Raw genomic sequence first — 7927 nt, 5'->3', positions numbered from 1 at the left:
GGACTCGACCGGGTTTCTCCTGAAGCGCCTCGCATTTACGCGGCGCGCTTGAGCTCTGTTCTAGCGGACGCTGGCGACCGCGTCGGAGCGGCCGTCATTGATCGTCACCCAAACGCCGGAATTCTGGTCCGACTGGCGCTTGAGATAGGTGTAGTCGGTGTCCGTCCAGGACAGGACTTTGGTTTCCAGATTGTCGAGGATGAATTCTCCAAGGCTCGTGCGCACGGTCAGCACCGCGTGGCCGTCGCCATTCGGCTGGCGCGCCACCGTCATCAGCAGATTGCCGGCGGGGACGCCGGCATCCAACAACTCGCGGCGCTTTTCCAGCGCGTAGTCCTCGCAATCGCCATAGCCATTGGCCGGATAGGCCCAATATTCCTCGACACCGTAGTTTTCCATGTCGGTGCGTGGCTTGATGCGGGTGTTGACCGAATTGTTGATCTTGACGATCGTCGCCCACAGTTTGCGGGTCAGTTCGACCGGCGCACCCTTCGGGGTCCGTTCGCTGCATTCGCCAGGACTGCGCTGGCAGAACTCATAATGGCCAACAGGCTGGGTGGTGCGTCCGCCGGTGTGCATATAGGCCGGTCCCGCGGCATATGCTGATCCCCAAGCGGAAAGCTGCATCGCCATTGCCACCAGCAACAGCTTGCCCCTCGTTTTCTTCATTGTTGTAGTCTCCCCGTTCGAAGGAGACATTGCCACATGCGGATTTATTTGACGCAAAAGCTCGAAGTAGATATTGAGTAAAACTCCAGTAGAATAAACGTAAAATTTGAATCATTTCAGTATTAATTCGTTTGGATTTTGAGGCGCCAATCTCGACGCGCGGAGGGCTGCCAAGCCCCGCCAAGAGTGGCCTAAGCATGCAGCTCATGGCGTCGAAAACAAAAAACCGGCCACAAGGGCCGGTTTCCTGGAGTGTCGCTGTCTGCTCAGGTGCGTGGCGTGTTGAATTCGGAATCGAGCGTTTCGGGGCGCTGGATCACAGCGAATTCGATGGCGACGCCGTCCTCGAAATGACGCACGACCTGCCCGCGCATGGTGCCAAGCATAACCTGGATGCCAATCGCCGGCTTGACGTCGATCTCGACCGCGGCGCCGGAGAGCGAAAGGTCGATGATACGGCATTGGTACTGGCGGCCGTCGGTGAGCTGCAGCACGCTGGTCGGATTGCGCGGCGCGACGCGCTCGTGGCGGCGATCTTCCGGCAGGTCGAGTTCATGCTTGTTGGCGAGCCAGGTCAATTGCGCGGCCAGCTTGTCCTTCTTGCGATCCGACGCGATGACGGTCATCGCGAAACCGTCCTGTAAGGTGCGGGTGACGACACCTTCGATGCGGCCGATATGATCGATGTAGGCAATGATTTTTTCGCCGGGCATGCCGATGCGGTCGGTGCGAAACGCGACATTGCCCGGTGACATGTCGACGACCTGGCAGGGGTGTTCGGTGCGGTCTTCCAGCATGAAGCGTCCGTAGATTTTAACCCGGACGCGCTGAAAGTTACGCCTTTCAGCTTGGGACGGCGCATAGTCGACCGCCGCTGACCTCATGACTGCCTACACCCCGTTTGGCATCCCGCGCGCCGATGCGAGGAACTTCATCAGAGAAGTACAACAAAGCGGGTTAACAAAGGGAAAAAGCGGGCGCTCCAGGGGTTTCCTTTTTGCAGGTCGCGGTGCCAAAACAGCCGCGCAGTTTTGAGCGACGTGCATCAGGCCGCAAAGGGACTATTCCTCGCGCCCGCCATCGAACACGACGAGATGGCGGATGCGGCGCGCCCGGCCGAGTGCCGAGATCGTCTCGGGTGCTCCAAGTTCATCGGGAACGAGCGAGGGAACATCGATCGCCGGGCGATTGTTGAGAAGCTCCTTCTCCGGATCGATGACGCGTATCGAATCGATCAACGCATCGGTGATCGGATCGGCACCCAGCCAGAAGGGTTTCTCCACGGCACTGATGACGCCCAGGCAGCGCGGATTTTCGACGCCGCCGTCCAGCGGCAGGGCAAGCAGTTCGAACTTGTTGGAACGCCCGTTGCGGCTGAAACCCTCATAGCTGATGAGCACGACCGACTTCTGCTCGAAGACGCCATGGATCAGCCGCGAGACGAGCCGCTGATCCTTCTCGCGCCACAGCGATGGAAAGGAAAACCCCTTGAGTTCGCGGCCGTAGCAGGCGCAAAGCCTGGTGCCGGCCAGCCGGAATACGGCTTGCCCGCGCGTGTCCCGTTCCAGGATAAAGGTGTCGGCCAGCAGCGACTTGATGTCGGCCGGCTCGACCTCCGAACGCTTCGGGGCAGGACGTCCGTCACGCAGGCGATTCCAATATTGGAACAGCGTGATCGATCCATTCTGGTTCATGCTATGCTGCTCCGCGCATTCTGTCGTCTGATGTCCCATCGGTGAACAGAAGGGCGCCCTCCGATGACCTACATGCGTTGCGGAGCAGGAAGCGTGCCAGCGTCGTTAACACTTGTTCACGGGTCGGGGCCGTTAAGGTTAACAAGTGGTTTACGTTGCATCGAAGCGAGCCCCGTGGCACACAAAAACCACTCCAGAAGCGGTCGTTTCGCGACGATCGGCAGCACTTCAGTCAAGAGTTTTAGGGGAGCAGGGGGCTCGACCAGCCGTTCAAGGGAAACCTTGAACGGCTTCTTTTTTGATTCGCGCCGCGGCGATTCGCGGTTTGCGGTTCGGTCCGTGGTGATCTAGATGCTCGAACCCCGAATCCCGCAGAGTGCAATTTCAAATGAGTGAACCGGCATCTCCCTCGGAAGTCGACCCGGTCGAGGGCGCACCCGAACCGCGGCGCGAGCCGGTGTTCAACCTGCCGCCCGTCGTGCTGGCGGTGATCGGCATCTGCGTCGTCGTCTACCTGTTGCAGCAATATGTGTTGAGCGAATCCCAGCAGATGACATTGCTGTATGACGGGGCCTTCATCCCCGTTCTCTACACCGGGCAATACGGCTTCGACTGGTTCCTGTTTTCGCGGCCCTTCACCTATGCCTTCATGCATGGCGGCTTTGCCCACATCGCCATCAACATGGTGTGGCTCGCCGCGTTTGGTTCACCATTGGCAAACCGTCTGGGAACGCTGTGGTTCGCGCTGTTTTTTGCCGCAACCGGGTTGGCTTCGGTCGCGCTTTTCTGGGCGATGCATCCTTATGGTGAGGCGCCGCTGGTCGGGGCTTCCGGTGCAATATCGGGCATGATGGGGGCTGCGGCGCGTTTCGGCTTCCGCACCGACCGTTCGGCCGGCAAGGCCGCCTTCGCCGGCCCTGTGCTGCCGATCGCATTCGTATTGCGCCTGCGCGGTGTCGTGATCTTCCTCGCCATGTGGATGGTCATCAATCTCGCCACCGGCCTGCTCGGGTTTGCCCCAGGGGTAGATGGTCAGATCGCCTGGGAGGCTCATATTGGCGGCTTTGTCGCGGGCTTCTTCGGCCTGCGCTGGTTCGACAGGCGATGGCAGGCGCCCGAGTGGGAAACGACTGACCACCGCACTTGAAATGCAACCGATCACGGCGCACGATGTTCACTCTTACGTGAAGGCCGGTCAGGGCAGGAACCGGCAGGCAAAGCAGAGGAGGACGCCATGACGGTGAAGGCAATTCTCGAGAGAAAAGGCCATGACGTGTTGACGCTCGGGCCGAACGAAAAGCTGAGCGAAGCCATCCGCATCCTGGCAGAGCACAAGATCGGTGCGCTGGTCATCACCAATGGCGATCGCAAGATCGTCGGCATCCTGTCAGAGCGCGACATCGTCCGGGTTGTCGCCCGGGAAGGTGGAGCCGCGCTCGATATCGCGGTGCGTTCGGCGATGACGCCGAAGGTGAAGATCTGCAACGAAAATCACACCGTCAACGAGGTGATGGAGATTATGACCCGCGGCCGTTTCCGCCATCTGCCGGTGGAAAAGGACGGCATGCTCGATGGCATCGTGTCCATCGGCGACGTGGTCAAGCGCCGCATCGAGGATGTCGAGCGCGAGGCCGACCAGATCAGGGCCTATATCGCCACTGCCTGAACGGTGAGGCGAACCGCCGGCCGGAGAACCGACCGGCGGAACCGCGGGCTACCTGTTGTCGAGTTCGGAGCGGACGAGTGCGAGCCCGCGCCGGGTGATGCGGTAGGGGCCGCCTCCCGACGAAGAAACCGCCTTCTTCCGCTTCAGCTTTCGAAACAGGTCGAGATCGACGTCCGGATAGTGCCAGCCGTCGCGGGTCAGGCATTTGACGGAGGCGATCCGCTTCTTGTCGTTCTTTTCGATTTCAATGCGTCCGCCCTGCGCGAGCAGGTGCAGGATGCGCTGTTCAGTGCGCGAAATATCCATGTGAGAGTTTTCCGGGAAAACAAAAAATGCCGCCGCCGCGAAGCTTCGCGGCACGGGGTTTCAGGTTTTCTGCCCTGCCTCGCCAAGAGGTCAGGGCCTTACCGGGACTGAGCGTAAGTGGACATCCACTCTCCATTGGAATGAGCGTCCTATAGGCGAAAGCGGCTGAAAAGGCCAGTCCGTGGCTTTGCGCTTGTCTCTTTTGGCGGTTTGCACTAGCGAATGATTTCACGTTCGACGTGAAATTCACGTTCAAACGTGAAATCACTCACCGCAATTCGCAGGCCGCCATGTCCCTCATCGACACCCGTACTCCTGACGCAAAACGCCTGATCCCCGGCGCCACCGGCGACTGGGAGATCATCATCGGCCTCGAGGTCCATGCGCAGGTCACGTCGGAAGCAAAGCTGTTTTCGGGCGCCTCGACGGCCTTCGGCGCGCCGCCCAACGCCAATGTCAGCCTGGTCGATGCGGCGATGCCGGGCATGCTGCCGGTCATCAACGAGGAATGCGTCAAGCAGGCGATCCGCACCGGCCTGGGGCTGAAGGCGCAGATCAACCACAAGTCGGTCTTCGATCGGAAGAACTACTTTTATCCCGACCTGCCGCAGGGCTACCAGATCTCGCAGTTCAAGCAGCCGATCGTCGGCGAAGGCACGGTGATCGTTTCGGTCGGCCCGGACCGCCAGGGCGAATTCGAGGACATCGAGGTCGGCATCGAGCGGCTGCATCTGGAGCAGGATGCCGGCAAGTCGATGCACGACCAGCATGCGACCATGTCCTATGTCGATCTCAACCGCTCCGGCGTGGCGCTGATGGAGATCGTCTCCAAGCCGGACATGCGCTCGGCCGACGAGGCCAAGGCTTATGTCACCAAGCTGCGCACCATCGTGCGCTATCTCGGCACCTGCGACGGCAACATGGACGAAGGTTCGATGCGCGCCGACGTCAACGTTTCGGTGCGCAGGCCGGGCGGCGAGTTCGGCACGCGCTGCGAGATCAAGAACGTCAACTCGATCCGCTTCATCGGCCAGGCCATCGACTATGAGGCGCGCCGGCAGATCGCCATTCTCGAGGACGGCGGCAAGATCGATCAGGAGACGCGGCTGTTCGACGCCGTCAAGGGCGAGACGCGCTCGATGCGCTCCAAGGAAGAGGCGCATGATTACCGCTACTTCCCCGATCCCGACCTTTTGCCGCTGGAATTCGACCAGGCCTATGTCGATGCGCTGGCCAAGGAATTGCCGGAACTGCCGGACGACAAGAAGGCGCGGCTGATCGCGTCGCTCGGCCTGTCCGTCTATGACGCCTCGATCCTGGTGTCGGAAAAGCCGATCGCCGATTATTTCGAGAAGGTGGCCGCCGGCCGCGACGGCAAGCTCGCCGCCAACTGGGTCATCAACGATCTGCTCGGGCAATTGAACAAGGCCGGAAAAGACATTGAAAACGCTCCGGTTTCGCCCGAGCAGCTCGGTGCGGTCATCGATCTGATCAAGGATGGCACCATCTCCGGCAAGATCGCCAAGGACCTGTTCGAGATCGTCTGGAATGAGGGCGGCGACCCTCGCCAACTGGTCGAGAGCCGTGGCATGAAGCAGGTCACCGACACCGGCGCCATCGAGAAGGCCGTCGAGGACGTTATTGCCGCCAACCCTGACAAGGTCGAACAGGCGCGCGCCAAGCCGAGCATGGCCGGCTGGTTCGTCGGCCAGGTGATGAAGGCGACCGGCGGCAAGGCCAACCCGCAAGCCGTCAACGACCTCGTCAAGGCCAAGCTGGGCATCGAGTAGCGCCGTGTTCGTCCGCACCGCAGGTGAACGCGACCTTGCCGCTGTGCGGACGCTGCTGGTGGAAACGTGGCATGCGACCTATGACGCCATTTATGGCGCTGCCAAAGTCACCGAGATCACCGACGAATGGCACTCGATCGCTTCGCTCCGCTCGCGGCTGACGCGGCCGAATTCGGAATTCCTGGTCGCCGATGACGGCAAGCGGATCGGTGGCATGGCTTTCGCCGCCGCCACCGCCGATGCGAAAATCATCCTGCTGAACCAGCTCTACGTCCATCCGGACTGCCAAAGGCGCGGGATCGGGCAAGCACTGCTCGACGAGGTCGAGGCCAGTTTCCCGGAAGCGCGAACGCTGCGCGTCGAGGTCGAGGAGGCCAATGGCGGCGCCATCGCCTTCTATCGGTCGAAAGGGTTCTTGCCTGTCAGTGCCGCGGAGGAGTCCCGTGATACCTCAAGGCCGACGACGCTGAGTTTCGAGAAGTCGCTCGGATAGATTGACACCGGATGAATAGAGCGATCCGGCCATGCGTCATCGCGGCGTTTGCTGTGCCGGCTCACGACGGATATGCAAGGGCATGACCAAACTGTCCCGCATTACAGCGCTGGCGCTGCTCGCCATCATCATTTTCGCGACCTTGTCGCCGATCCAGATGCGGCCGCACCTCGCTGAAGCGAATGTCGAGCGTGCCTTGGCTTATGTCCTGCTGGGCTTCGCCCTGGCGATCGGCTTCCCCAACCGACTGTATCAGGTCGTCATCTTCGTGGCTGTGACCGCCGGCATGCTGGAACTGCTTCAGCTCATTGATCCCGGTCGCCATGCACGCCTCATCGATGCATTGGTGAAAGCCCTTGCCGGGGTGGTTGGGATCGTCGCGGGACACCTGATCGTCAGGGCCGGCCGACAAAAGAGCGAGAGCTAGGCGCGGCAGCAATCCGCCGCGGAGGATCGAGCCTTCGCGCTAGGCAGCGGGAACCCCCACATTGTCGATCAGCCTGGTCTTGCCGAGCCATGCTGCCGCGAGAAGACGCCCTTCGCGGTTTCGGCGCCATGGCGCAAGCGTCAGGCTTTGGCGTACCTCGACATAGTCGACCTTCTGAAAGCCGGCGGCGATGAGGGCGCGGCTGGCCTCTTCGGTTGCGTCGCTCTGCCCGGCGCCTGCCGCCAGCGCCGCAGCCGTATTGCGCAATGTGACGTTGAGTTGGCGGGCGATCTTCAGTTCGGCCTCATCGAGATAGGCGTTGCGTGACGACATGGCGAGACCATGCGCGTCGCGGATCGTCGGTGCGCTGATGATCTCGACAGGCAGGTCCAGGTCGCGGCAGAGCTGCCTCACCACGCAAAGCTGCTGGTAGTCCTTCTCGCCGAAGACCGCACAGTCGGGCGTTGCCTGCAGGAGGAGCTTTGCCACCACGGTGGCGACGCCGTCGAAAAAGGTCGGCCGAAAGTCCGATTCGAGCCCGGCTGAGGGGCCGCCGACCGAGATTTTCGTGGCGAAGCCGGCGGGATACATCTCGCCAACCGTCGGTGTGAAGGCAAGGTCGGCGTTTGCCGCGCCCAGTTGGTCGAGGTCGCGGGCGAGTTGGCGCGGGTACTTGTCGAGGTCTTCGCTCGGCGCGAACTGCGTCGGATTGACGAAGATCGACACGACGCAGCGCTCGGCTTTTTGGAGCGCGATCCTGACCAGCGAGATGTGTCCGTCATGCAAAGCACCCATGGTCGGCACCATGGCGACACGAAGGCCGTCGCGCCGCCAGTCCCGGATTTGCGCGCGCAGTGCGGCTACGCTGTCGACGACGACGGG

At 61.4% G+C, this 7927-nt stretch carries 10 protein-coding genes; 5 read left to right on the top strand and 5 right to left on the bottom strand.

Going from position 1 to position 7927, the window contains the following annotated elements:
- Positions 1-60: 60 nt before the first annotated feature.
- The 3 genes from EOB59_RS32470 to EOB59_RS32460 all read right to left on the bottom strand — a co-directional run bounded on the left by EOB59_RS32470 (position 61) and on the right by EOB59_RS32460 (position 2363).
- Positions 61-669: a transglutaminase-like cysteine peptidase gene (locus tag EOB59_RS32470; protein ID WP_128290148.1), complete on the bottom strand. Its 609-nt coding sequence runs from the start codon at positions 667-669 to the stop codon at positions 61-63.
- A gap of 266 nt (positions 670-935) precedes the next feature.
- Positions 936-1553 (bottom strand): PilZ domain-containing protein, encoded by a 618-nt coding sequence (locus tag EOB59_RS32465; protein ID WP_023812149.1) that lies wholly within the window; start codon positions 1551-1553, stop codon positions 936-938.
- Positions 1554-1730: 177 nt separating this feature from the next.
- The gene (locus EOB59_RS32460) at positions 1731-2363 is read right to left on the bottom strand and encodes a PAS domain-containing protein (protein WP_023812148.1); all 633 of its coding nucleotides are present in this window, start codon (positions 2361-2363) and stop codon (positions 1731-1733) included.
- 388 nt (positions 2364-2751) lie between these two features.
- Here EOB59_RS32460 and EOB59_RS32455 point away from each other — a divergent pair, with 388 nt between their 5' ends.
- Complete coding sequence (locus EOB59_RS32455) at positions 2752-3510, top strand: rhomboid family intramembrane serine protease (RefSeq protein ID WP_127322494.1); 759 nt, start codon at positions 2752-2754, stop codon at positions 3508-3510.
- Positions 3511-3597: 87 nt separating this feature from the next.
- Positions 3598-4029, top strand: coding sequence for a CBS domain-containing protein (locus EOB59_RS32450; RefSeq protein ID WP_027039198.1), 432 nt, complete (start codon positions 3598-3600; stop codon positions 4027-4029).
- A 48-nt stretch (positions 4030-4077) separates the two neighbouring features.
- Here EOB59_RS32450 and EOB59_RS32445 read toward each other — a convergent pair whose 3' ends face one another.
- Entirely contained in the window at positions 4078-4335 is a 258-nt protein-coding gene (locus tag EOB59_RS32445; RefSeq protein WP_127280952.1) for a YjhX family toxin, read from the bottom strand.
- Positions 4336-4625: 290 nt separating this feature from the next.
- Here EOB59_RS32445 and gatB point away from each other — a divergent pair, with 290 nt between their 5' ends.
- The 3 genes from gatB (at position 4626) to EOB59_RS32425 (ending at position 7045) form a co-directional block, all read left to right on the top strand.
- On the top strand, positions 4626-6125 hold the full coding sequence (gatB, locus tag EOB59_RS32435; RefSeq protein WP_127397924.1) for an Asp-tRNA(Asn)/Glu-tRNA(Gln) amidotransferase subunit GatB: 1500 nt from the start codon (positions 4626-4628) through the stop codon (positions 6123-6125).
- Positions 6126-6129: 4 nt separating this feature from the next.
- Positions 6130-6618 carry a GNAT family N-acetyltransferase gene (locus EOB59_RS32430; RefSeq protein WP_127397922.1) on the top strand — a complete coding sequence of 163 codons (489 nt, stop codon included), beginning with the start codon at positions 6130-6132 and terminating at the stop codon, positions 6616-6618.
- Positions 6619-6700: 82 nt separating this feature from the next.
- Positions 6701-7045 carry a hypothetical protein gene (locus tag EOB59_RS32425; RefSeq protein ID WP_027039201.1) on the top strand — a complete coding sequence of 115 codons (345 nt, stop codon included), beginning with the start codon at positions 6701-6703 and terminating at the stop codon, positions 7043-7045.
- A gap of 39 nt (positions 7046-7084) precedes the next feature.
- On the opposite strand, the gene panC is transcribed toward EOB59_RS32425, so the two are convergent.
- A partial coding sequence (gene panC, locus EOB59_RS32420) for a pantoate--beta-alanine ligase (protein WP_128290147.1) occupies positions 7085-7927 on the bottom strand: 843 nt, incomplete at its 5' end.

This window comes from Mesorhizobium sp. M7A.F.Ca.MR.176.00.0.0 (assembly GCF_004023165.1).
Classification (GTDB): domain Bacteria; phylum Pseudomonadota; class Alphaproteobacteria; order Rhizobiales; family Rhizobiaceae; genus Mesorhizobium.
The sequence above is the reverse complement of the archived record's forward strand: the minus strand, read 5'-3'. Positions and strand labels throughout refer to the sequence as shown.

What these genes read in the sequence shown, in the direction of transcription:
- EOB59_RS32450 (WP_027039198.1), top strand. Translation starts at nt 3,598, where the DNA reads ATGACGGTGAAGGCAATTCTCGAGAGAAAAGGCCATGACGTGTTGACG.
- EOB59_RS32470 (WP_128290148.1), bottom strand. Translation starts at nt 669, where the DNA reads ATGAAGAAAACGAGGGGCAAGCTGTTGCTGGTGGCAATGGCGATGCAG.
- gatB (WP_127397924.1), top strand. Translation starts at nt 4,626, where the DNA reads ATGTCCCTCATCGACACCCGTACTCCTGACGCAAAACGCCTGATCCCC.
- EOB59_RS32455 (WP_127322494.1), top strand. Translation starts at nt 2,752, where the DNA reads ATGAGTGAACCGGCATCTCCCTCGGAAGTCGACCCGGTCGAGGGCGCA.
- EOB59_RS32460 (WP_023812148.1), bottom strand. Translation starts at nt 2,363, where the DNA reads ATGAACCAGAATGGATCGATCACGCTGTTCCAATATTGGAATCGCCTG.
- EOB59_RS32465 (WP_023812149.1), bottom strand. Translation starts at nt 1,553, where the DNA reads ATGAGGTCAGCGGCGGTCGACTATGCGCCGTCCCAAGCTGAAAGGCGT.
- EOB59_RS32425 (WP_027039201.1), top strand. Translation starts at nt 6,701, where the DNA reads ATGACCAAACTGTCCCGCATTACAGCGCTGGCGCTGCTCGCCATCATC.
- EOB59_RS32445 (WP_127280952.1), bottom strand. Translation starts at nt 4,335, where the DNA reads ATGGATATTTCGCGCACTGAACAGCGCATCCTGCACCTGCTCGCGCAG.